23 protein-coding genes are annotated in these 20410 nt (G+C 59.8%); 16 read left to right on the top strand and 7 right to left on the bottom strand.

The genetic code is table 11. The features are described 5' to 3' along the window. Position 1: 1 nt before the first annotated feature. The 3 genes from LOY34_RS13775 to LOY34_RS13765 are packed head-to-tail and all read left to right on the top strand — an operon-like array spanning position 2 to position 1443. The gene (locus LOY34_RS13775; protein WP_258663205.1) at positions 2–757 is read left to right on the top strand and encodes a C40 family peptidase; all 756 of its coding nucleotides are present in this window, start codon (positions 2–4) and stop codon (positions 755–757) included. A 25-nt stretch (positions 758–782) separates the two neighbouring features. Then, positions 783–1220 carry a hypothetical protein gene (locus LOY34_RS13770; RefSeq protein WP_195884166.1) on the top strand — a complete coding sequence of 146 codons (438 nt, stop codon included), beginning with the start codon at positions 783–785 and terminating at the stop codon, positions 1218–1220. Positions 1221–1239: 19 nt separating this feature from the next. Then, positions 1240–1443 carry a hypothetical protein gene (locus tag LOY34_RS13765; protein WP_195884165.1) on the top strand — a complete coding sequence of 68 codons (204 nt, stop codon included), beginning with the start codon at positions 1240–1242 and terminating at the stop codon, positions 1441–1443. Here LOY34_RS13765 and LOY34_RS13760 read toward each other — a convergent pair whose 3' ends face one another. Then, positions 1444–1638, bottom strand: a complete 195-nt coding sequence (locus LOY34_RS13760; RefSeq protein ID WP_258663203.1) for a hypothetical protein — start codon at positions 1636–1638, stop codon at positions 1444–1446. A gap of 272 nt (positions 1639–1910) precedes the next feature. On the opposite strand from LOY34_RS13760, the gene LOY34_RS13755 reads away from it, so the two are divergent. Beyond that, a complete protein-coding gene (locus LOY34_RS13755; RefSeq protein ID WP_195884164.1) occupies positions 1911–2270 on the top strand; it encodes a hypothetical protein in 360 nt (119 codons plus the stop codon). A 113-nt stretch (positions 2271–2383) separates the two neighbouring features. Next, complete coding sequence (locus LOY34_RS13750) at positions 2384–2740, top strand: VOC family protein (protein ID WP_258663200.1); 357 nt, start codon at positions 2384–2386, stop codon at positions 2738–2740. Positions 2741–2840: 100 nt separating this feature from the next. Here the strand turns inward: LOY34_RS13750 and LOY34_RS13745 are convergent, their stop codons facing one another. Next, positions 2841–3884, bottom strand: coding sequence for a DUF4157 domain-containing protein (locus LOY34_RS13745; RefSeq protein WP_258663199.1), 1044 nt, complete (start codon positions 3882–3884; stop codon positions 2841–2843). A gap of 685 nt (positions 3885–4569) precedes the next feature. Between LOY34_RS13745 and LOY34_RS13740 the strand changes: the two genes are divergently transcribed. From LOY34_RS13740 to LOY34_RS13695, 10 genes are read left to right on the top strand one after another with little or no spacing between them, the layout of a single operon-like run. Next, the gene (locus LOY34_RS13740) at positions 4570–5166 is read left to right on the top strand and encodes a tail assembly protein (RefSeq protein WP_258663197.1); all 597 of its coding nucleotides are present in this window, start codon (positions 4570–4572) and stop codon (positions 5164–5166) included. 56 nt (positions 5167–5222) lie between these two features. Next, entirely contained in the window at positions 5223–9086 is a 3864-nt protein-coding gene (locus LOY34_RS13735) for a phage tail protein (RefSeq protein WP_258663196.1), read from the top strand. A gap of 21 nt (positions 9087–9107) precedes the next feature. Further along, complete coding sequence (locus tag LOY34_RS13730) at positions 9108–9488, top strand: hypothetical protein (protein WP_230090964.1); 381 nt, start codon at positions 9108–9110, stop codon at positions 9486–9488. Further along, positions 9488–10216, top strand: a complete 729-nt coding sequence (locus tag LOY34_RS13725; protein ID WP_195884158.1) for a hypothetical protein — start codon at positions 9488–9490, stop codon at positions 10214–10216. Before LOY34_RS13730 ends, LOY34_RS13725 begins: the two co-directional genes overlap by 1 nt. A gap of 10 nt (positions 10217–10226) precedes the next feature. Then, entirely contained in the window at positions 10227–11078 is an 852-nt protein-coding gene (locus LOY34_RS13720) for a phage tail protein (RefSeq protein WP_195884157.1), read from the top strand. Further along, entirely contained in the window at positions 11075–11416 is a 342-nt protein-coding gene (locus LOY34_RS13715; RefSeq protein ID WP_195884156.1) for a hypothetical protein, read from the top strand. The genes LOY34_RS13720 and LOY34_RS13715 overlap by 4 nt, the downstream gene beginning before the upstream one ends. Next, on the top strand, positions 11413–11640 hold the full coding sequence (locus tag LOY34_RS13710; protein ID WP_195884155.1) for a hypothetical protein: 228 nt from the start codon (positions 11413–11415) through the stop codon (positions 11638–11640). The genes LOY34_RS13715 and LOY34_RS13710 overlap by 4 nt, the downstream gene beginning before the upstream one ends. A gap of 58 nt (positions 11641–11698) precedes the next feature. Next, entirely contained in the window at positions 11699–12508 is an 810-nt protein-coding gene (locus LOY34_RS13705) for a phage tail protein (RefSeq protein ID WP_195884154.1), read from the top strand. A 9-nt stretch (positions 12509–12517) separates the two neighbouring features. Beyond that, the gene (locus LOY34_RS13700) at positions 12518–13141 is read left to right on the top strand and encodes a glycoside hydrolase family 19 protein (RefSeq protein ID WP_195884153.1); all 624 of its coding nucleotides are present in this window, start codon (positions 12518–12520) and stop codon (positions 13139–13141) included. Beyond that, on the top strand, positions 13138–13662 hold the full coding sequence (locus LOY34_RS13695) for a lysis protein (RefSeq protein WP_408980878.1): 525 nt from the start codon (positions 13138–13140) through the stop codon (positions 13660–13662). Before LOY34_RS13700 ends, LOY34_RS13695 begins: the two co-directional genes overlap by 4 nt. 217 nt (positions 13663–13879) lie before the next feature. Here the strand turns inward: LOY34_RS13695 and LOY34_RS13690 are convergent, their stop codons facing one another. Next, complete coding sequence (locus LOY34_RS13690; protein WP_258663187.1) at positions 13880–14896, bottom strand: hypothetical protein; 1017 nt, start codon at positions 14894–14896, stop codon at positions 13880–13882. A gap of 185 nt (positions 14897–15081) precedes the next feature. Between LOY34_RS13690 and LOY34_RS13685 the strand changes: the two genes are divergently transcribed. Then, a complete protein-coding gene (locus tag LOY34_RS13685) occupies positions 15082–16098 on the top strand; it encodes an AraC family transcriptional regulator (protein ID WP_195884151.1) in 1017 nt (338 codons plus the stop codon). Positions 16099–16300: 202 nt separating this feature from the next. On the opposite strand, the gene LOY34_RS13680 is transcribed toward LOY34_RS13685, so the two are convergent. From LOY34_RS13680 to LOY34_RS13665, 4 genes are all read right to left on the bottom strand, one after another. Next, positions 16301–17461 (bottom strand): IS30 family transposase, encoded by a 1161-nt coding sequence (locus LOY34_RS13680; RefSeq protein ID WP_203583931.1) that lies wholly within the window; start codon positions 17459–17461, stop codon positions 16301–16303. A 136-nt stretch (positions 17462–17597) separates the two neighbouring features. Next, positions 17598–18044, bottom strand: coding sequence for a cyclophilin-like fold protein (locus LOY34_RS13675; RefSeq protein ID WP_195884150.1), 447 nt, complete (start codon positions 18042–18044; stop codon positions 17598–17600). A gap of 16 nt (positions 18045–18060) precedes the next feature. Further along, positions 18061–19278, bottom strand: coding sequence for an MFS transporter (locus LOY34_RS13670; RefSeq protein WP_195884149.1), 1218 nt, complete (start codon positions 19276–19278; stop codon positions 18061–18063). After that, positions 19275–20324 carry an alpha/beta hydrolase gene (locus LOY34_RS13665; RefSeq protein ID WP_195884148.1) on the bottom strand — a complete coding sequence of 350 codons (1050 nt, stop codon included), beginning with the start codon at positions 20322–20324 and terminating at the stop codon, positions 19275–19277. Before LOY34_RS13665 ends, LOY34_RS13670 begins: the two co-directional genes overlap by 4 nt. Between the last annotated feature and the right edge of the window lie 86 nt (positions 20325–20410).

The raw sequence follows: 20410 nt of genomic DNA, 5'->3' as shown, positions 1-20410 counted from the left end.
CATGCGCAAACACATCCTGGCCGCCGTGCAAGCGCACGCCGCGGCTGAGTACCCGCGCGAGTGCTGCGGGTTGATCCTGGCCATCGGCCGAAAGCAAATCTACGTGCCGTGCACCAACACTGCGAGTGATCCAGGCGAAGAGTTCCGGATCGCGCCGGAGGAGTACGCAGCAGCGGAAGACCGGGGCGAGGTGATCGGCATCGTGCACTCGCACCCGGACGCCACCAGCCGGCCATCGCCGCGTGACCTGGCCATGTGCGAAGCCACGGCGCTGCCATGGCATGTTTTGTCCTGGCCTGAAGGCGATCTACGCACCATCACCCCAAGCGGCAGCACGCCGCTGCTGGGCCGGCCATTCGTGCACGGCGCCTGGGACTGCTGGCAAGCCTGTGCGGACTGGTATCAGCGGGAGTGGGGGTTGGAGTTTCCGGCCTACGCCCGCGAGGACGGTTGGTGGGAGCAGGCCTCCGGGCCAAGCCTGTACGAGCAGGCCTACGAGGCGGCGGGCTTCTACCAGGTCGACCGGCCACAGCGCGGCGATATGATCGTTATGGAGGTGGGGCGCACGGCGCACCCGAACCATGCGGGCATCTACCTGGGGGCAGACCCGCAATTGCCAGACGAGCAGGTCCAGGTGTTCGGCCAAGGGCCATTCCTGCTGCACCACCTGTACGGCAGACCATCAGAAATCATCGTGTTCGGCGGGCCTTGGCTTGCCCGGACACGCCTTGTGTTGCGTCATCGGGACGCGAAGTGAAGCGGCCAGGCCGCAGGAGAGGCATATGCAGCAACGCTACATGCTGACGATCTGGGGTTTGTTCTCGAAGAACGGGAGCGACGTGTGCGGCGCTCAGGCAGTGATCGCGATCATGGATGGCGCTCAGGAGGTCGACCGCATGACCATCGATGGCAAATGCCAGACCCCTAGCGGGTACCGAAGGAGTTACATGGGTAAGTCTGGTCTAACCGCGCAGTTACTGTCCGGTCCAGCTGGACTCAGCTATGTCTGGGGTAAAGACGAGGTAGATCCTTATCGGCCGGTCATTGCGTGGCGCCGTCGACTGAGCAATCCACCTAGTCGTGAGCCCTTCGAGGTGGATGTGCAAGATGGGCGCGCCGAGTATTTGCTCAGCGGCCCATACAGCATCGGAGAAGGCGGCCGGATCGAGGTTGTCGACGGCAAGCTGCTCTTCACCGGTAGCAACTTCAAAATTAATTGAGTGTTTCTAGGAGTACGACATGAGCAAGTTGGTTGAAATCACGCACTTCCGTACGGAGCAATTCACCCTGACCAAGGATGAATTGGTGGAAGCGCTAAAGAAGAAATACGGCAATGAGCCTATTTTCACCGAAGGCCAGATCGACATGGTGGCCCACCAGCAGCTGTTTCAGCCTGCCGATGAGACACAGATCTATTTCAGGATCGATCTGACTGAGCAATGATCAGCGGGGGATCTCGATGCTGGCCTCTCGAAGCGCCTGCTCCAGCTTCTTCACGCGCTGCTCCAAGTTGTTGAGCACAATCTTGAAGGATTGAGTGACGTCGTACAGTTCCCGCGGTAGCTTTCCGTTCGGGGTGTTGTTGGCGATGCTTTGTAGATGGCGACTCAGGTCTGCCCAAGCTTTTTCGTCGTTCAATTCGACCTCCTAGGTCATCAATGCCCCAGTCCATGGGCTTTCCGGCAACGGACTGCGGCAGTTCGTTGGAGGCACAAAGCTACTACGGCCTCGAACAGGCCCGGTACTGGCTTTCCATCCACACTGGATGGGCGGCCAGCACGCTATGTGTATGCGGCTGCCGCTCTCAGAACTACTTGCGCCCGCAAGGCCCGAAGCTAATCTGAATTTTGGCCAGGCATGGCATTTGGCTATTAATAGGGATTGGCGTGACGGATTGCATCGGAGGAGTCATGGAGAATTTTGCGGGTGGGCATGAGGCAAGTGAAGGCGAAAAGGGAATTTCTGGGCGCGATAGATGGAAAAAAGATCTCAGACTCTCCACGGGGGAGAGGTTAGATATAAGGGATGTCCATCGTTGCCGAAAGATTTACTTTAACTGCCGCTCAGGAACGCTGAGGGTAAAAGTTGCTGGTGGCACCAGCATGGAGCGAGATATCCCTGAGGGCTACAGTGGCGGTATGTGGGGGCCGGGTGGTGGCGCCTATGAGTTTGGTAATGTGGATATCCTCCTCACTGCCCTATCCGACGTGGATGTCTACGTCCATATCGAATGGAACGTCGGTCCGACCTTTCCCTTCCAGTCGGATTGATATCTAAGGGTTGCAATAGAGTTAGCGGCCCAGCCCCGCGCTGGGCTTTTTGCATCTGGTGCAAGCCTTCTGTTTGGCTGTGTTAAATTCCAGCCTCCAACATGGAGGTGTCAATGAGCAACAGAGGGAAGGATCGCCAGATCGACAACATTGAGTTCAACGTCAGTGACATCAAGCGCAGCAAGGACTTCTATGGCGCGGTGTTCGGTTGGAGCTTTGTTGACTATGGCCCAACATACACTGAGTTCAGTGACGGTCGGTTAACCGGTGGCTTCACCACTGGCGAGCCAGTCAGACCAGGCGGCCCATTGGTCATTTTGTACTCAGACGACCTTGCTGGTGCCGAGAGAAGGGTTGTGGCTGCTGGCGGCGAGATCAGCCGGGAGGTTTTTTCTTTCCCTGGTGGGAAGCGATTCCACTTCATCGACCCAGATGGCTATGAGCTTGCAGTCTGGACAGCGGCGATCTGAGAGAGAATGGAGCCCAGCCCCGCGCTGGGCTTTTTGTAAATTTGCACTTGGCCATTTCCATTGATGAGTTTCGCTCTGAGCAGTTCCTCAGATCCTTCCGCTACATACAGCTGTAGGCGTAAGATGCTTGGTTGGGGGCGCACAACCCATTGCAGATATTAAGTTGTACTCTTCCGTTAGAGCACATAGGCTCTGGCGCAACCATTGTTGGGTTAGGCCCCCAACATCCACATGGTTTCATTAGCGTTCCTGGGGGGAGCACAGCGGGGGCTGGTATAGGCATGCTTGCTGGCTGAAAATTCCCGCCATTACTGGGTATGAGTGATCCGAAGGCTCTGCCAATATTAGTGTCGCACCAGCATGATGTACCTACCGGAGCAGATCCATTAACCTGGCAGCTGGTTATTGGTGTTCCGCAGGTGCTCGAGGGTTGCATGCCTGGCATAGGAACGAGTGGGCGGTCAATGACAGTTGGGGAAGTATCAGGGGAGTTTGCCCATTGCCCAGCATTTTTTGAACCGACCCAGGCGGCATATTTTGTTTGTGCGTCATATGCGTCCTCCTCCACCGAGTTCGAATTTCTTAAATATTTTATTGCGAAATCTCGGATCCCCCAATTTTGATACTGTATGACGTGAGTAAGCTCGTGCGCCCAGAGAGAAGGGTTGTACAATGCGTCGTTCGTATCTTTGAAAACTATTACGTAGTCCAGTGTTATCGCTTGTGCGTCGCCGTAACGAATTGAATTCACCTGTAAAGATAGATCCCCACCGCCCTGCACCCTAAATTTCGCCATATTGAGAATGCTATCAGGAATAAATCCTTGTAGATTTTTTCTGATGTTTAGAGGAATAGGTTCGACACCGGCGCTGATGGCATCATCTCTAGAGCGAGCGATCATTTCTTGGAGTATCGGCGCAGACGCCTGCACAAGCGGCTCTCGAACAGTATTGGAAGCACCTTCCTCAAGCTGCTTGTAAGGCTCTATATTTTCTTTTAATTGCCTATGGGCATCGTCTAAGGAAGTCCCGGCTCCAGGGGCAACTAAGTTGATCGCATCCCCCAGCAACCCCCCTGCATAGGTCGGTGCAGTCAAATAAGCGTAAGTTAATATCGATGTAATTAGTATGCTGACTTTGTTCATGGCAAGGGCCTCGGGAGTAGGATGCTGCTCCAATCTGTTTTTCGACTGCCCGAATGCTTGACGATTAATTTCCGATGAAAACCGATTGGGTGCTTACAGGGTTATGATAGCTCAAGTTTTTGTTGGTAAAGGTACTGTAAGTGCAATGGTGAATCTCTTTGGTTATATAAGTTATAGGAAAAAGTAATTGTTGGTTCTCTTTTCTGCGTTGTTGGTTTTCAGGGGAGACTCTGTGCCCCCTATGCCATTTCAACTCAGAAACCGCTAAAGTCCCACCATTTCAACGGAGGGATCACATGCGAATTCTGATTGGGGCGTTGGCGGTGGCGCTGTTGGCGGGGTGCGTGTCGCCGAGCGACTTGAAGGAGAGCGGCCCTAGCCTCGAAACCAAAACTGCAAAGTCCCCGCGGGACTATTCACGGTGTCTCACTCCGAAATGGCAGGACCTCAATTCGAATGTAGCTGCAACCGAGACCGAGAGTGGGTACAGCATCAAGCTCAACATTGACATGGTTGGAACTCCAGCCATGGCTGTTGTTGATGAGGCAGCAGGTGGCGCCACAGTGCGAGTCTACGTTCGCAACAGCACCTGGAGTAAGTGGGTAGATGTAGCACGGACCTGCTTGTAGAGAAGTCGAAGTTCGAAGCCGCCTCAGGGCGGTTTTTTTATGTCTGGAGAAAATGAATGTCTGCTATTTGCTACGAGCCGATGACCATTGTCAGGTTGTACGGTGTGCTCAGGAAGTTCGGTCGAGAGTTTCGGCTTTCCGTGAAGACCCCGGCCGAGGCGGTCAAGGCTCTCTGCGTGCAGATCCCAGGGTTCGAGAAATTCATTTCCAATGCGAAGTCGCGAGGGCTTGAATTCGCCATTTTCAGAGGGTCGAAGAATCTCCAGGAAAAGGAGTTGGGCTTCAGCGGAGCTGGCGAAATTCGAATTGCACCTGTGGTGGTTGGTAGTAAGCGCGGAGGCAGTCTGCAGACCATCATCGGGGCTGTCTTGGTCGCCGCAGCGTATGTCGTTTCCTTCACGCCATTTGCCGCTGCTTCGCCGTTCCTCTACCAGGCAGGTGCGGCTTTGATGATCGGCGGCGTCATCCAGATGCTCAGCCCCCAAGCCAAAGGCCTGAAGACCAGCGCTGCCCCTGAGAACACTCCGGGCTACGCCTTCGGCAGCGCTAAGAACACCACGGCCAGCGGCAACCCCGTACCGCTCTGCCTTGGGCACCGGCGGTGGGGCGGCGCGATCATCAGCGCCGCGATCTATGCCGAAGACCAGATGTAACCCGCACACAGAACACCGACCGCCGCCTGGCGGTTTTTTTACGCCTGGAGGAAAGCATGGGCGCAGCACAGAAACTGGATATCGTCGGCGCGAAGGGCGGATCGGATAAGCCGAAGCAGCCTACAGAGGCGCCGGACAGCCTGCGCTCGGTCGCCGTGGCAAAAATGCTGATCGCCGTGGGCGAGGGTGAGTTCGAGGGTACGCCAACTGCTCGCGACATCTACCTGGACAGCACGCCGTTAGCTGACCCAGCCGGCAACCTGAACTTCCCGAACGTGAAGTGGGAATGGCGCACCGGCTCGGTAGAGCAGGGCCATATCCCAGGCATCCCGTCCATCGAGAACGAGATCAGCGAAAGCGTTGAGCTGCGTAGCGACAACGCCTACATCCGCGCTATCGACAGGTTGGAGCTGTCTGCGATCCGCCTGCGCTTTGCCTGGCCAATGCTCCAGTCGATTGACGAAGGCGGCAACGTCAACGGCTACCGGATCGAGTATGCCGTGGACCTGGCCACCGACGGCGGCGCCTATCAGCAGGTGCTGCTGGAGGCAGTCGACGGCAAGACCACCAGCACTTACGAGCGTACCCGGCGTATCGACCTGCCGAAGGCCACCGGTGGCTGGCTGCTGCGCGTCCGCCGCCTGACGCCCAACCAAAACAACAACAAGATTGCCGACACCATGCAGATCGTCGGGCGCACTGAGGTGATCGACGCCAAGGTCCGCTACCCGAACACCGCGCTGCTGTACATCGAGTTCTCGGCCGAGCAGTTCCGCAACATTCCGGCGGTCACTGTGGACTGTGACGCCCGCAAATTTCAGGTGCCCAGCAACTACGACCCGCGCACCAGGGTTTACACCGGGGTCTGGGACGGCACCTTCAAAGAGGCCTGGACCGATAACCCGGCCTGGCACACCTACGGCATCACCGTGAACGACCGCTTTGGCCTGGGCCGACGGATCAAGCCCTGGCAGGTCGACAAGTGGGAGCTCTACCGGATCGCCCAGTACTGCGATCAGTCGGTACCAAACGGGAAGGGTGGCCAGGAACCGCGCTTCATCTGCAACCTGAACCTGCAGAGCAAGGCTGACGCCTGGAGCCTGCTGCGCGACATTTCGGCGATCTACCGGGGTATGACCTACTGGGCACAGGGGCAGGTGTACAGCCTAGCCGACATGCCGCGCGACACCGACTTCGACTTCGCCTACACCCGGGCGAACGTCATCGACGGCAAGTTCACCTACTCGAGCGCCTCGGAGCGCACGCGCTACAGTCGTGCCTTGATCAGCTACGACAACCCGGCGAACAGCTACGACACAGATGTCACCTCGGTGACCGACCAGAAGCTGCAGCGCCGCTATGGCGATAACGTGCTGGAGATCAGCGCAATCGGCTGCACCCGCGAGTCGGAGGCCCAGCGCCGCGGCAAATGGGCGCTCCTGACGAACTCGCGAGATCGAGGCATCACCTTCAAGGTCGGGCTCGATGGGCGCATCCCTCTGCCAGGCTATGTGATCCCGGTCGCGGACGAGCTGCTGGCGGGTCGTGCGATTGGCGGGCGCATCTCGGCGGTGTCCGGCCGCACGATTGGCTTGGACCGTGATACCCAGGCCAAGGCCGGTGACCGCTTGATCCTCAACCTGCCGGATGGCACCTGCCAGGCGCGCACCGTTCAATCGGTGAGCGGCCGGGCCGTAACCGTCACTACCGTCTACTCGGTGGCGCCTGAGCCCGAGCTGGTGTGGGCGCTCGACGCCGACGACCTGGCGGTACCGCTGTACCGTGTGACCAGCGTGACCCGCCCAGAGCCGGGCGTGTTCGAGATCAGTGCGGTGCAGTACGACCCAAGCAAGTTTGCGCACATCGATACTGGCGCTCGCCTGGAAGAGCGGCCGATCAGCGTGATCCCGATCACCGTCGTTCCGCCGCCGGCGAGCGTAGCTCTAACCTCGAGCTATGCCGTGGACCAGGGTATCGCGGTCAGCACAATGACCATCGCCTGGCCGGCCGTGAACGGTGCTGTGGCCTATGACGTGGAGTGGCGAAAGGACAACGGCAACTGGATCAAACTGCAGCGCACTGGCGCAACCTCGGTCGACGTGACGGGTATCTACGCCGGCGCCTACCTGGCCCGGGTGCGGGCGGTGAGCGCCTTCGATATCTCGTCGATCTGGAAGAGCTCCAGCCTCACGCAGCTGACCGGCAAGGCCGGCCTGCCGCCGGCGGTGTCGTTCCTGAACACCACGCCACTGGTCTACGGTATCAAGCTGGCCTGGGGCTTCCCTGCTGGCACCGAGGACACCCAGCGGACGGAGATCTGGTACAGCAAGACCACCTCGCGCGACGACGCGATCAAGCTGGGCGACTTTGCTTACCCGCAGGCTGAGCACGAGATGCACGGTCTGGCCGCCGGTGTGTCGTTCTTCTTCTGGGCGCGCCTGATCGACCGCACCGGCAACATCGGCCCATGGTTTCCGGCTGGTGTTGGCGTCAACGGCCAGTCCAGTTCCGACCAGAGCGAGTATGAGGAGTACTTCAAGGACAAGATCGGCAACGGCGCGCTGTACCCAGCACTGCGCGAGGAGATCGAGAAGATTTCCGGTGACGGCCCAGGCTCTGTGAATGACCGTCTGGAAGAACTCAACGAGCAGCTGCAGGAGCAGATCGGCAACCTGGTTGACGCTCTGGAGTATGACCCGGCGAAACCTTACCTGCAGGATGACGCTGTTCGCCTGGGCCAGCGCCTGTACCAGGCCAAGCAACCGGTGCCGGCAGATCCCTCTGGGGCAAATGCGCCACCGAACCCGCTGTACTGGCTGGATATCGGGCAGGTGGTGCAGAGCGCCAACGGGCTTGCTGCGCAGGTGCAGGAGAATACTGCCGGCCTGTCCGATCTGGACGGCGTGGTCACCGCCCAGGCAACAAGCCTGCAATCGCTGCAGGCAGCTTGGCGTGCTGACGTTGACGACGATGGCGGCATGTCCGACGCCAACGCAGCCTGGGATGCCCAGGCCGGTATCAGTGAGCAGCGCAAGGTGTTTGCAACTGAGCAGCAGGCATCCGCTGAGCGCTTCATCGCGATTGACGCCAAGGTCGGGCAGAACGCCGCCGGGCTTTCCACCCTTGAAAAGGCGGTGGCCACCCAGAACGAGGCCACGGCCACGCGACTGGATCAGCTGAAGGCCGAGGTCGACGACAACGCGGCGGACATTCAGGAGGTGTCCGAGGCGCAGGTGACAACCGACCAGGCCGTGGCTTCGATGCGAACCTCTGTCGAGGCGGTTTACACCGCCGGCCGGGACGATACGGGGGAGGGCGACCTGCTCAGCGCATTGGACGCCCAGAAGTCGCAGGCCAAGTTCGCAAGCGATGTTCGCATCCTGGCGGATGCCGATCAGGCCTTGGCCCGCAAGACGGAGACGCTCGAAGCATCGATCGGCGAGACCAGCGCTTCGGTTCAGCAGGTCAGTGAAGCCCTGGTCGGAGTCGATGGGCGAGTGTCGGCAATGACCACCATCAAGGCGCAAACCACATCTGGCGGCAGAACCGTTATGGCCGGGCTGGCGCTGGGCAGTAACGGGGAAACCTCGGAGATCCTGGCGTTCGCTCAGCGCTTTGCCGTGGTCGATGAGGTTTCTGGCCAGCTTTCAGTGCCGTTCGTGGTGCAGAACGGCCAGGTGTTCATCAATCAGGCGTTTATCAGCCAGGCCTTCATCAAGGAAATAATCCTGGGCATGACGTTGCGCTCCGCAGCAGTGAACTCGCAGGGATTGCCGCTTCTGGAAATCAATGTTCCAGCAGGAACGCTCATTCTTCGCGGCCAGGACGCCGACGGCTCGACGCTGCTGAATAACGGTGGCCATTACGTCTATGACGCCAACGGCAAATTGAGAACGGCAACCGGTCGATTGGTTTTGTGAGGGATTATGTCTATTTATGGAATGAGCGTGAGGGATGCCAATGAAGTAGAAACATTGGGCATGTCAGATTTCACATTGTCCAAGTTGGCACAAGTCATTATTCCGGCCTCTAACTCTACCGGCCAAGGTTTGCGGTCTGACTACATCGAACTTGATGTTCCGGGGTACGATCCTGCGACTTGCTTCGTAACGATTGTACCGCGTGTTTATGCTCAGTACGAACAGCCTGGATACTTCGATGGGTGGGGGTGTGTTCCTGTATATCGTGATCTGGGTGGCACTAAGATCGCGATATACACGTACACCAACAGGCGCTTCGCAACGGGTGTTGGCGGTAACTACCGTGACGAATGGATTTCATCGGTCGTTGAAAGCGTTGTTGAAGTCGTGAGGGTGATGTAATGGCCGAATATGGTTTTTACGCATCCAATGACTTTGGCTCTGTCACCATCACAAGTACCTATAAGGTCATGGTCTTTTCCGAAAGAGGCACCTTCAACATCACCTCTCGGTACACGGACCGCCCAGGAAGCGGACTTGTTACATTTGCGAAGCCCATCCTGACCCTGGAGCCCCCGCAGGTTTTTCTCCGGCATGTCTCAGGGGTGCACAGCACTCTGGGGCTATACGTCACGATGCTCGGATCATCGGGCGGCTGGACAGGGTTCTTAATCACTTCGGCGGTAAGGGGCGGCAATCAGTTGCAGAGCTACCTGGTGGAGTATGTTGCCTGTAAGTATGCAGATGCGCCCAGCGCTGAAATGTATGGGCGAAACATATGGGATGCCAACGGTCGAATTGTTTTTTCCTCCAGTGATCGTGTTGTCAGGTTCAACAAATTTACAAAGAACTGGACGAAATCACAGGGCGTTAACGTAGATGAGTATTTCAGCGGTTTAACGATTGACGCCGATGATTATATTTCTGTCACCAGTTTCGATCGAGGGGTTGAATGGTTTGCTGGTGGCGCTCGCTATGCCGGGGTAACCATTTGGGATTTTAACGCGCCTACGCTAACTATCTTTTGCGACAAGCAAACGGGTGGCGGCTACAGCTATCCGTATGGTACTGACGGGACAAGCTTTTCAATTCCTGTCTGTAAGTTTCCAATTTCCAAGTATTACAACTAGGAGCGATTACATGCCATGGTACAGAACAGGCACGGTCGCGATCACGGCCGGCCAGAACACGGTGTCCGGTACCGGCACTGCCTTCTCGGCAAACGCCCGAGTGGGTGATGCTTTCCAGGGGCCTGACGGCCGCTGGTACGAAGTGACCAACATTGCCAGCGGCACGGTGCTCACCATTCTGCCGGCTTACCTGGGGGCGACTGTCGCGGCCGGCACTTATGGCCTTGCGCCGATGCAGGGGTACGTGAAGGAATCAGCTGATCGGCTGCGCCAGGTCGTCGAGCAGTACGGCGCAACGCTGGTTCTGTTTGGTGGTGCTGCTGATGCGGCGACGCTAAGGGCAAACATTGCTGCCGCGACCCGGGGCCAGAACTCCGACATCACGGCGCTCCTGGGCCTGACCACCGCACTCAGCGTTGCCCAGGGCGGCACCGGCGGCAACACGGCTGCAGCGGGCCGCGCCGGGTTGGGGCTGGGAACGGCCGCCACGGCAAATGCCGTGGGCACGGTTTCCCAGTCGGGCGGGGTATCGACGGGCGCAATCATTGAGCGCGGTTCCAACGCCTCGGGCCGCTACACGAAATTCGCCGACGGCACGATGATCTGTTCGGCAACGCTGAACTTTTCCCAGGCGGTCACCTTCGCCCAGGACGGGCTATTCATCGGGGCTACTCCGACGTTCGGCTTTCCGGCGGCCTTTATTGCACCGCCTCAGTTCACATTCAGCGCACGGGCGCAGACGGTTTCCACCCAGCCCAATGCGGTTACCGCGACAACCTATCAGGGCCTGGTCATGTCCATGACGTCCAGGACCATAACAGCAGACTTTGTAATGACAGCCCAAGGCAGGTGGTACGCATGAGACTCAAACTGATACCGATCAACTCGGACGCCTCTCTGGCCATTCACAAGCTGGGTGACGTGCTGACCATCAATGGCTTGCCGTATGACTTCGGTCCGCTGCCAGATGGCGCCACGCTCCCGGCCGAGGCCATTGGCTGCCCGTGGATCAACCAGCCTGTGGAGCGCATCAACGGTGTGCTGGTCATTCCGATCACCATGCCGCACGGCGCCGAAGCCGGGGAACGATCTCGCTTCCCCGCGGACATCGTCGATGCCCCAGACGGCCCGGTTGCGCTGCCGACTGACCAAGACCCGAAGCCAGCTGAAGGCAAAGCAATTGAGGTAACGGACGAATGATTGATTTCAGTAAGGCCAAAACCGCAGAGCAGAAAGCCAATGAGGCCCGCCAGGCAGAGCGCGACGCGGCGCTGGCGTCCCGGCGTGCGGCCTATACCGCCGAGAGCGATCGCCTGAAGTTCGAGGCTGAGTATGACGCGCTGGCTGCCGGCACTGAGCCCGATTACAGCGCCTGGATCGCCGCGGTCGCCGCCATCAAGGAGCGCTACCCGCTCCCGCAGTAACGGTCAGAACGTCAGCGCACCCGCCATCGAGCGGGTTTATTTTTGCCTGGAGAAAAGCATGCCCTGGAGCAGAGCAGGAACAGTGGCCGTAACGGCTGGCCAGAAGACGGTCACCGGTACCGGCACGGCGTTCACCTTGAATGGCCGGGTCGGTGACGCCTGGGTCGGGCCGGACGGCCGGCAGTACGAGGTCACGAACATCATCAGCCCGACGTCGCTGAGCATCGAGCCCGGGTATCTCGGTTCGACGGTTACCGCAGGCGCCTACGCCCTGGTGCCGATTCAGGGGTGGCCAAAGGCTGCAGCTGATCGGATGCACCAGATCATCGACCAGTGGGGCGTAGCGCTTTCCTCGCTGGGCGCCGTGTCGACAGAGAACGTGGTGCCGGTGACCAAGGGCGGGACGGGCGGAACGACGCAGGCAGCTGCTCGGAATGGCCTCGGCCTGAAGGCAGCGGCGGTGGCGGATATCGTCGGTACCGTCTCGCAGGCCTCGGGCGTGCCCACTGGCGCGATCATCGAGTCAGGCACCAACGCGAACGGCGAGTACGTGAAGTTCGCCAACGGCACCCTCATCTGCGCTGCGGCGGTTGTGCTCGAGTTCAGTGTGGCCCTGACCCTGCTGAAGCTCTGGTCTTTTCCTGCGGCCTTTTCGGCGGCGCCGAAGGTAACCGTCACGCCGATTCAGGGGTTGTCAGCCGATTCGGCCCCGGTGACGTTCGCCGAGTTTGGTTCCGCGATGGCGGCCTCTATCAACACCGTCCAGTGTGTGCCGCGCCTGTGGCGCACCGCCGGCGGCACCAACAGCTTCATCAGTACGTCCGTGGCCACCGTGCACTGCCACGCCATCGGCCGCTGGTTCAACTAGGAGAAACGCATGCCCCCTTTGACCGAGCAGCAGTTGCTGCAGATCCTCCCGAACGCCCGCCCAGTCGCGGGCATTTTTTTGCCTGCGCTGAACCGGGCCATGGCGCGCCACAAGATCGACAGCCCGGTGCGCGTTGCGGCGTTCCTGGCTCAGATCGGGCATGAGTCGGGTCAGCTGCGCAACCTGGTGGAGAACCTGAACTACAGCGCCGAAGCGCTGGTGCGCACCTGGCCCAGCCGGTTCACCGCAGTGTCGGCGGCCGCCTGCGCGCGGCAGCCGGAGAAGATCGCCAACAACGTCTACAGCGGTCGCATGGGCAACACTCGCCCCGGGGACGGCTGGCGGTACCGTGGACGCGGCCTGATCCAGCTCACCGGCCGGTCGAACTATGCCGCCGCCGGCGCCGGCCTGGCCCTGCCGCTGGAGGACAACCCCGAGCTGCTCGAGCAGCCTGAGCACGCCGCCATGTCCGCTGCCTGGTGGTGGTCGACCCACGGCCTGAATGAGCTGGCCGACGCCGGCCGCTTCCAGGACATCGGCAGCGTGATCAACACCGGCAAGCTTGGCCGGGTACCGCACGGCGCCGCTGAGCGAAAGGCCCTGTATGACCGCGCGCTGAAGGTGCTGGCGTGATCAGCTGGCGCACGATAGGTGCAGCGGCATCGCTGGCGCTGGTGCTCTGGGCGTTCTGGGGCACCTACGAGCACGGCCGCTCGACCATGGATGCCGAGTGGCAGGCCAAGAGCGAAAAGCAGGCCAATGAATTCAAGGCTGAACGAGAGGCCGCTGCTGTGGCGGTGATCAACTGGCAGGGCGCAGAGCAGGCCCGGCGCCGAGCCCTTGAAGATCAACTGCAGGCCAACGACAAAACCCACTACCAGGAGCTGACCAATGCCCAAGCAACCCAAGCTCGCCTGCGCGATCGCCTCGCTACTTCTGATCTCCGGCTGTCAGTCCTACTCGCCGCCCCAGCCCAGGGTAGTGGCTGTGGGGTGCCAGCCGTCTCCAGCGCCGGCGGCATGGTTCATGGAGCCCCGCGAGGCGAACTTGACCCTGCGGCTGCTCAACGAATTGTCGCCATCACCGATGCCGGTGACCAAGGATTGATTGCCTTGCGGGCGTGCCAGGCCTACGTCCAAGGCATCGAGCAGTGATCTGGAAAAAACCAAGCCCAGACGGCTGCTTTCGACCCTTTGCGGCCGTTCGTGGATGACCTAAACCGGCCAATACCAGCCAGTCGCATGCTTACATGACCGGCTAGAGCAGAACCTCGCTAGAAAGCGCAGTGGATTCGGATGCTGACGGACAGCAATAAGCATCCGGCTGGGCAAGGTACAGAAGGGCATTTAAGCCGTCGCCTACCCCGTCACCTCAGTAGAGATGGCGCAGGTCATGCTTGACCACCGCATCGACCACCAGGCTGGTGGCCTTGCCCAACAGGCCCGTACCGTTCATGTGCTCGGACAGCATCTTGGAAAAGGCTGGAATCTGCCTTTCGTCCAGGTGTGTTGCGCGATCCCACAAGCCCGCGGCCAGCAGTGCTGGGCAGTGCTGGAAGCGATAGCGCTCGACGTTCACGACGGTAGCGACCCGAGGTGGCTTGCCGTTGATTGCCAGTGGGGCGAGCAAGTTCGAGTCGTTGTTCAACCAGGCGCGCCCGGCCACGGATAAAACCGTGTCGGCGCCGGGCTGAAGGAAGGACAGGCGCAAGGCGCCATCGACGAGAATATTGCTCAGGCTGCAGGCAACCTTGTTGCCCGGGCGTTCCGGTACCAGCAGAGTGTGGCGATCCAGTACCTGTACGAAACCAGCCGGGTCACCTCGTGGCGACATCTCGGTGGCGTCGGCCTGGCGCTGCGTAAGCATCAGCAGGTACGGCGAGGCGGCGATAAAGGCCTGCGCTGGCTCGGACAAGGCCTGCCCTGTGTCAGCTAAAAAGGGCGTGGTGTACTCTCTGGCCCGCCAAAAATCGGCGCGTACCTTGGCTCGCGAACAGTGCAGGAACAGCGCCTCGGCGCGAAACTCCAACAGCTTTCCGGCCCGCAGAGAGCCCCGGCCATTGGCGCGCAGGCTGAACCCCACGCCGGGAAGGATGAAATACAGACTGCAGGCCATCTCCTCTATCGGCTGCTGTGAGATCGCTTTGTCTGCCGGGCAGGGCAGCAGGATGTCCTGGCCCTCGGCCCGTAACACTGGATGGTGGCGCAAATCGAGGTACTCGATATCTAACCGCGGGTCGGCGAAGCCGACGGCGCAAACCGTCGCTTGGCGGATCATCAGCAGGCAGTGCTCATCCAACTTGCGCTGCAGGCGTTTGTGCATCATCGCCGGTGGTGGCGGAATCAGTGCGCGCAAGGCGCTTAACGATTCGATTCTGTGCTCGGGCATAGCAGGTCTTCCTGTGCCATGGTCGTGTCGTCGATGCTAGGCAGTCCGATGACGGCTGGCCATGGCTCTGCGGTTCAACCTGTATGGCTTTTGGTTGCAACCTGCACTTGCATGGCCGACGGCTGGCCGCCGCTCTGCACCGTGCGTTAGAGTCGTTACCCAAGCAACTACCAAGAGCAAGTCCGATGGTCAGAAGTACCACCGTATCGGCCGTCGCAGTGCTGGATCTGCACGACCAGTTGCTGAATCTCGGCGTGGTCACTGCAACCCAGTTGCGGGAGGCCGGGGTGGAGGGTGCCAAACTTCTCGACCAGGGGGCTGCGGCATCGCCGATCCAGGAGCAGCGTGTCGACGAGACCCAGTTACTGGCGCTGTGGCAGTTCGCCGCGAACAACACGCAATTGCCGCATATCGGCCTGCTGATCGGGCAGACCTTCAACCCCGCCACGCATGGCGTGCTGGCTAGTTGGTTGCGCCAATGCAGTCGGGTGAGCGAGGTGCTGGAAGTGTTCCAGCGGCATATCGCGCTGATGAACCCTTCGGAGAGCTGGCAGTACAGTGAAACGGCAGATGCTCTGGTGCTGGAGATCACCTTTGCCCCCGGCAAAACCTACCCGCAGGCCGCCATCGAACGCAGCATGAGTGCAGTGCTGCGCTGGAGCCGGGAGATGACCGGCGTAGAGCTGCGGCCTCTGGCGTGCGAGTTCGCTTTCCCATCCCCGGCCTACCATGCGCACTATGTCGAGCTGTTCGGCAGCGAGCTGCGCTTCGACAGCGAGAGAAACAGCCTCCACCTGCCGCGCGACTTCCTGCAGCATTCCATTCTCGGCGCCAGCGACTACCTGCGACAGATGCTGGAGTCTCGTGCAAGGGCGACACTCGCGCAGCTGCAAGACGCAGATACGCTTGCCGGCACGGTGCGTCGCTTGATTCTCGCAAGCCTGCCAGAAGGCGTGAGCATCAAGCCAACCTGCCAGGCGTTGCACGTCAGTCGCACCACGCTCTACCGACGCTTGAAGGAAGAGGGCACCAGTTTCAGCGCGCTGGTGGCGGAGGTACGTCGCGAGTTGTCTGCGGAGCTGATTCGCCAGGGGCTGCCCGTGGCGACGGTCAGCGAGCGGCTGGGGTTCAGGGATACCAGCACTTTCCACCGTGCCTTCAAGCGCTGGTTCGACCGCCCTCCGGGAGCCTTTCGAGACTAGCAGTGGGCTTGCCGCTTTCGGCGCCAATGGCGCGTTAAGCGAGGCGATTGAATTGCCCCTGAAAAGGTAGGTACCTGCGAACCTCAATGCAGGAGACTGGCCTGCTGCGAATCAGTCCGCTTCCGGCCGATTTCTGCACTTCGCGACCGGCAGCTATGGGTCGAAAGCAGCCGGTCATGACTGACCGCTTTTGGCTGTGGATTCAACCGGTCGATGCAACAGATTGACTAAATCGTTCAGCGGGCGTTTCGTAGTTTAGTGTTTTTCGAGGGCGACTATTTAGCTGCCTTGCTACTTCATTGAGTGTGGCTTGCGAGTGTTCCGCTAGGTCGGTTCCTTTCGGGAAGTACTGCCTTAACAACCCGTTGGTGTTCTCATTCGATCCCCGTTGCCAAGGACGATGAGGATCGCAGAAGTAAACCTTGATGTCGGTAGCCACCGTAAAGCGCTTATGCTCAGCCATCTCTTTGCCGCGATCCCAGGTCAGCGATTTGTAGAGTTCTTGGGGTAAGTTACGGGCGTTTTCGATCAGGGCGCTGATGACCGTCTCGCTATCCTTTCCGTCCAATTTCACCAACATTACGTAGCGGGTATGACGCTCCACAAGAGTGGCAATTTGGCTGTTCCTGCTACCGCACAGCAGGTCACCTTCCCAGTGACCTGGCACCGCCCGATCCTGAGCCGCGGCCGGGCGTTCGCGGATCGATACCGCGTCTGTGATTCGACCGTGATTTTCTTTCTTCTGCGTGTGATGGCGCGAGCGACGCATGGCTCGCGTTCGCCGTAAATGCTCAAGCAACTCCTTCTTCAGAGCCCCGCGAGCCTGTATGAAGAGGGTGCGATAGATCGTCTCGTGTGACACCTGATAGCTCGTATCGTCCGGATAGGTGCGCTTCAGCCAGCCGGCAATTTGTTCCGGTGACCACTGCAATTGAAGCTTGTCTGCAACAATTTGCGCCACCGCTCGGTGCTCAACAAGCTTGCAGATCTTGGGTCGATGGGCGCGATCCCAGGCAGCCTGATCCGCTCGATTAGCCCGGTAGCCTCCTTGGCCACCGTTACGCCTGATCTCACGACTGATCGTAGAGGCTGCTCGTCCTAGCAGCGCGGCTATGGAACGGATCGAGTTACCTGCCACCACTGCACGCGAAATCTCTTCGCGTTCAGCCAACGTCAGCGCCAATCTGGACCTGCGACGTACAGCGGGTCTGATCCCCCCGGTCTCCGCCAAGATGCGCTGTATCGATGAGTGGTTCCGATCAAATAGTTGGGCGATGTGCTGGAGAGAGTCGCCTTTTTGCCAGTGATCCCACATCAGTTTTTTCTGGCTTTCGGTGTAATAGATCCGAGGTCTCTGCTTCATCTGCAACACTCCTTCTGCTTACACAGAATTTAGTTGTGTTGCATCGACCGGTTGAATCCACAGCCGATAGCTGCCGCTCGCGACCGGCTACAGTCGGCCAAAAGCATACACTCACGGGGCAGGCTTCGCGCCCCTCCTACTTCACCGAGAAGTGAATGTTCACATCATTCCGGCCTAACGCTTCGGCTAGCTCCTCGGGGCTATCGACACGACCAATTCGGGTGTAGGAGTAGGTCGACTCGAACGTCCGGTAGAAAATCACCAGCGTATCCGCGCCGTACAGCATCAGATCGCCAGTGCGGATCGTACCGGGCCTTACTGCGCGGGCTGGCAGCCGCTGCGGCAGGCTCGCGTATTTCTCGTCGGCATTGAGTTCGCTCATGTCGAGGGTAAGTGGTAATAGCTGTGTAAGTGCTCGTGAGGTCTCGCTATCGTCCAGGGTGATTGTGAAGCGCTGTTCGCCAACGGTCATCCACATACGATCCTCCTTCAGAGTTGTCTCCGCGAATGCGCAGTCACTCAGCATGAACAGCAGGCATAGCCGGATGCCCGAAAGGCAGAAATGTTGGCTGAGCTTATACATCTTGAAGACTCCCACCTCACCTTGGCTGACCCGGCTGCGCACGCATGGCCAGAACGGTAAGGGCCGCGCCAAGCAACAGAATGGCTGCACTTGCAGTAAAGGTGCTCTGGTAGCCGCTGTGGTCGAACAACCAGCCGCCCAGTGTTGAACCCGATGCAATGGCAAACTGCACCACTGCCACCATAAGCCCTCCACCTGCCTCGGCATTATTGGGCATCGCTTGTGCAATCCAGCTCCACCAGCCAACAGGCGCTGCCGTGGCCATCAGCCCCCACAGGCCCAGTAGTATCACCACCGGAACGACCCAGCTACCGGCAGGGATCAGCGCGAGGGCAATCACAGCCATCAGCACTGGAATGGCAATCAACGTGCGATACAGGTACTTTTTCAGCAGTGAGCCGATCAACAGCGTTCCACCCAAACCGGCTACACCGATAACCAGCAGGATCAATGACAGCGTAGTGGCATCGACCAAGGTCACCGTTTCGAGGAAGGGCCGCAGGTAGGTGAACAGCGCAAACTGCCCCATGAAGAAGGCTCCGCAAGCCGCCATGCCGAACGCTATCGAGCGAGTGCCGAGCAGCCTGAAAACACTGGGGGCGGGACTCTTTCGCTGCTGGGCCTTCATGCTCGGCAGGCTGAGCCACTGCCAGACCAGTGCGACGAGCGCCACCGGCACCAGGCAGAGGAATGCCCCACGCCAACCGATTACCGCGCCCAGGTAGCTGCCCAGCGGCGCCGCGATCACCGTAGCCAGGGCGTTGCCACCGTTGAAGATGGCTAGCGCCTTGGGCACCTGATCATCGGGCACCAGGCGCATGGCCGTGGCCGCCGACATTGACCAGAAACCGCCGATGACCACGCCTAGCAACGCTCGTCCCAGCATGTAGAGGGTGAAGCTCGGCGCGAGCGCTACCACCGCGCCGGAGACCGCCATCAGGCCCGTCAGGATGAGCAGAAGCGTCTTGCGATCCATGCTCCCGGCCAGCCAGGTGATCGACAGGCTGGTCAGCACGGCGAACGCACCGGAGATGGCGATTCCTTGCCCCGCAACGCCTTCGCTGACCTGGAGATCCGTTGCCAGTGGCGTCAGCAGACTGACGGGCATGAACTCCGAGGCGATCAGGGCAAAGACGCAGAGCGTCATCGCCAAGACCCCACCCCAGTGACTGGGGCAGGACAGCGGCTGGTCAGTGGCGAAGGCGCCTGGCTGGGCGGCAAGTTTGCTAGTCATGGTGCCTGCCTCGCGGATCGCTTCAGGCCGTTCTGGAAGAACTGGGTGAGCTTGTCGAAAGGAATCAGATTCACCCGGTCATACAGGTCGACGTGCCCGGCGTTGGGGACGATGTAAAGCTCCTTGGGTTCGCCCGCCAAGCGGAAGGCTTCTTCACTGAACTCGCGCGAGTGAGCGTTTTCGCCAGCGATAAAGAGCATCGGGCGCGGGGAGATCGTCTCGATATCCGCGAACGGATAGAAGTTCATGAACTTAATATTGCTGGTCAGCGTCGGGTGGGTGGTCAGCTCTGGGCTGGAGCCCGCCGGGGTGAACTCGCCTCGCGCAGTGCGATAGAAATCGAAGAACTCACGCTGGATCGGGTGGGTATCGTCTGTCAGCTCATGCACGGTGCCGCTGGTGTACTGCGTCTTGCCGCCAGTGAACTCCACGTAGCGCTGCTCGGCTGCGGCGGCGATTGCCTGCTTACGCTGCTCCAGGGTTTGCGAATGCTTGAGGCCGTTGCGATTGGCGGCACCCATGTCATACATGCTGACCGTTGCAATCGCCTTCATGCGCGGGTCGATCTTGGCCGCGCTGATCACGAAGCTGCCGCTGCCACAGATGCCCAGCACACCGATGCGCTGCCGATCCACGAACGCCTGGGTGCCGAGATAATCGACAGCCGCACCGAAGTCCTCCGCGTACATGTCGGGGAGAACGGCGTTGCGCGGGCGGCCCTCGCTCTCGCCCCAGAATGACAAGTCCAGCGCCAGGGTAACGAAGCCTTGCTCCGCCAGTTTCTGGGCATACAGGTTGGAACTCTGCTCCTTCACCGCGCCCATGGGATGGCCCACGATGATAGCCGGGCTGGGTGCGGACTTACCTAAGCTCTTAGGGGTGAACAGGTTGCCCACCACCCTCATCTGGTACTGGTTGTTGAAGCTGACCTTCTCCATGGTCACCTTGTCGCTCTGGAAGAAATTGTCTGCACCGTTGGACATGTCGGCTCCTAAAGCTGTGAATGAGCTGAGCAGAAGGCCCAGGGCTGCAAGAAGTCTGTTCATGGGGGCGTCCTCTTCACGGGTTGAAGATCAATCGCCGAGCGGGCTCTGGCGATTGCATGGGCCCGCTCGCGGGAAAAGGCGCAAGG

It is taken from the genome of Pseudomonas sp. B21-009 (genome assembly GCF_024749345.1).
Taxonomy (GTDB): domain Bacteria; phylum Pseudomonadota; class Gammaproteobacteria; order Pseudomonadales; family Pseudomonadaceae; genus Aquipseudomonas.
This window is presented reverse-complemented; position numbering and strand designations above follow the sequence as displayed.

Excerpts from the sequence above, each read along its gene's own strand:
- LOY34_RS13775 (WP_258663205.1), top strand. The coding sequence starts at position 2 with ATGCGCAAACACATCCTGGCCGCCGTGCAAGCGCACGCCGCGGCTGAG.
- LOY34_RS13770 (WP_195884166.1), top strand. The coding sequence starts at position 783 with ATGCAGCAACGCTACATGCTGACGATCTGGGGTTTGTTCTCGAAGAAC.
- LOY34_RS13765 (WP_195884165.1), top strand. The coding sequence starts at position 1,240 with ATGAGCAAGTTGGTTGAAATCACGCACTTCCGTACGGAGCAATTCACC.
- LOY34_RS13755 (WP_195884164.1), top strand. The coding sequence starts at position 1,911 with ATGGAGAATTTTGCGGGTGGGCATGAGGCAAGTGAAGGCGAAAAGGGA.
- LOY34_RS13750 (WP_258663200.1), top strand. The coding sequence starts at position 2,384 with ATGAGCAACAGAGGGAAGGATCGCCAGATCGACAACATTGAGTTCAAC.
- LOY34_RS13745 (WP_258663199.1), bottom strand. The coding sequence starts at position 3,884 with ATGAACAAAGTCAGCATACTAATTACATCGATATTAACTTACGCTTAT.
- LOY34_RS13740 (WP_258663197.1), top strand. The coding sequence starts at position 4,570 with ATGTCTGCTATTTGCTACGAGCCGATGACCATTGTCAGGTTGTACGGT.
- LOY34_RS13735 (WP_258663196.1), top strand. The coding sequence starts at position 5,223 with ATGGGCGCAGCACAGAAACTGGATATCGTCGGCGCGAAGGGCGGATCG.
- LOY34_RS13730 (WP_230090964.1), top strand. The coding sequence starts at position 9,108 with ATGAGCGTGAGGGATGCCAATGAAGTAGAAACATTGGGCATGTCAGAT.
- LOY34_RS13725 (WP_195884158.1), top strand. The coding sequence starts at position 9,488 with ATGGCCGAATATGGTTTTTACGCATCCAATGACTTTGGCTCTGTCACC.
- LOY34_RS13720 (WP_195884157.1), top strand. The coding sequence starts at position 10,227 with ATGCCATGGTACAGAACAGGCACGGTCGCGATCACGGCCGGCCAGAAC.
- LOY34_RS13715 (WP_195884156.1), top strand. The coding sequence starts at position 11,075 with ATGAGACTCAAACTGATACCGATCAACTCGGACGCCTCTCTGGCCATT.
- LOY34_RS13710 (WP_195884155.1), top strand. The coding sequence starts at position 11,413 with ATGATTGATTTCAGTAAGGCCAAAACCGCAGAGCAGAAAGCCAATGAG.
- LOY34_RS13705 (WP_195884154.1), top strand. The coding sequence starts at position 11,699 with ATGCCCTGGAGCAGAGCAGGAACAGTGGCCGTAACGGCTGGCCAGAAG.
- LOY34_RS13700 (WP_195884153.1), top strand. The coding sequence starts at position 12,518 with ATGCCCCCTTTGACCGAGCAGCAGTTGCTGCAGATCCTCCCGAACGCC.
- LOY34_RS13690 (WP_258663187.1), bottom strand. The coding sequence starts at position 14,896 with ATGCCCGAGCACAGAATCGAATCGTTAAGCGCCTTGCGCGCACTGATT.
- LOY34_RS13685 (WP_195884151.1), top strand. The coding sequence starts at position 15,082 with ATGGTCAGAAGTACCACCGTATCGGCCGTCGCAGTGCTGGATCTGCAC.
- LOY34_RS13680 (WP_203583931.1), bottom strand. The coding sequence starts at position 17,461 with ATGAAGCAGAGACCTCGGATCTATTACACCGAAAGCCAGAAAAAACTG.
- LOY34_RS13675 (WP_195884150.1), bottom strand. The coding sequence starts at position 18,044 with ATGTATAAGCTCAGCCAACATTTCTGCCTTTCGGGCATCCGGCTATGC.
- LOY34_RS13670 (WP_195884149.1), bottom strand. The coding sequence starts at position 19,278 with ATGACTAGCAAACTTGCCGCCCAGCCAGGCGCCTTCGCCACTGACCAG.
- LOY34_RS13665 (WP_195884148.1), bottom strand. The coding sequence starts at position 20,324 with ATGAACAGACTTCTTGCAGCCCTGGGCCTTCTGCTCAGCTCATTCACA.